This is a genomic window from Streptomyces sp. A0958 (genome assembly GCF_004795035.1).
Classification (GTDB): Bacteria; Actinomycetota; Actinomycetes; order Streptomycetales; family Streptomycetaceae; genus Streptomyces.
Genome location: NZ_SSBK01000105.1, coordinates 1 through 999 on the forward strand (window position 1 = coordinate 1; position 999 = coordinate 999).

Annotated in this window: 1 protein-coding gene; it reads right to left on the reverse strand. The window is 63.2% G+C overall.

The features are described from left to right. Nucleotides 1-420: 420 nt before the first annotated feature. Nucleotides 421-567, reverse strand: a complete 147-nt coding sequence (locus E6P78_RS33145; RefSeq protein WP_206307986.1) for a hypothetical protein — start codon at nt 565-567, stop codon at nt 421-423. Between the last annotated feature and the right edge of the window lie 432 nt (nt 568-999).

Genomic DNA, 999 nt, shown 5'->3' on the forward strand with positions numbered 1-999 from the left:
CGCCTCGGCTACCTCAGCCCGATCGAGTACGAGGAGAAGCACTACGCCAACCAGGCAACGACCGAACAAGTGAACCTGAAACTACGTCACCCCGCCCTGACCAGCTAGTCAACACCTCCCGCACAGCAAGGGAACCTCACACGTGGACCAGGACTGCCGTGAGGACGATCGCCCCCTGATCGAACCGGCGGACGGGTGGAACCGCCGTGCTTTCGGATGCATGCAGCTGCCGTTCCAGGCAGAACATAACGGCCATCACAACCAGAAGGGGTGTGAAGTAGGCCAGTTGGGAACTACCCAAGCCGCTCGCCAGGGTGGGGACGGGCACTTCGCTCGTCCCCACCGACCAGCACATGGCTACCAGCAGAGCCAGGGACGACAGGACGACCCACCATCGACGAACGCTCACCGCGTATCGGATCATGAGACGCCCTTGACGCAGTGTTTCTGGCCTACCACTTCCCTGGTGAACCAGTCAGTCTGCTCTTCGATGGGTAGATTGAGCACCTTCTGAAGCACAGCCCAGTCGGGCGGCATCATCGCTTCCCGTACGGTCTGTTCGTCCACACCGGCGACCAGAGTGACCCATGCTGCCGCGAGGGAGCCCTGCTGCCGGCAGTCATGTACGCCAGCGAGTTCGGCGGTACCCGACACAGCGGACTCTGCAAGGCGGATCACATAATCGGCAGGGTCTCGTTCGCTACCACGCAATGGAAGCGACCAGGCCAAAGGCCACATGCCCGGCTTGAGTGGGTTCTTCTGGGAAGTGACGCGCAACTCTCGCGGCGCGGGCCTTCCCCCGCGGAAGTGGACACGCGTTCGGGTGGTTATGCGACCAGCGTGAGCTTATCGGACTCCTGCTGGTGCTGGTTTTCGTAGGCCATGGGGCTGAGGTGTCCGTTCGCGGAGTGTCTGCGGCGGGTGTTGTAACGGGTGAGCCACCGGAAGACGGTGCGTCGGCAGAGTTCCGCGCCCGGGTAGTGGTGGGCGCCGCGCAGG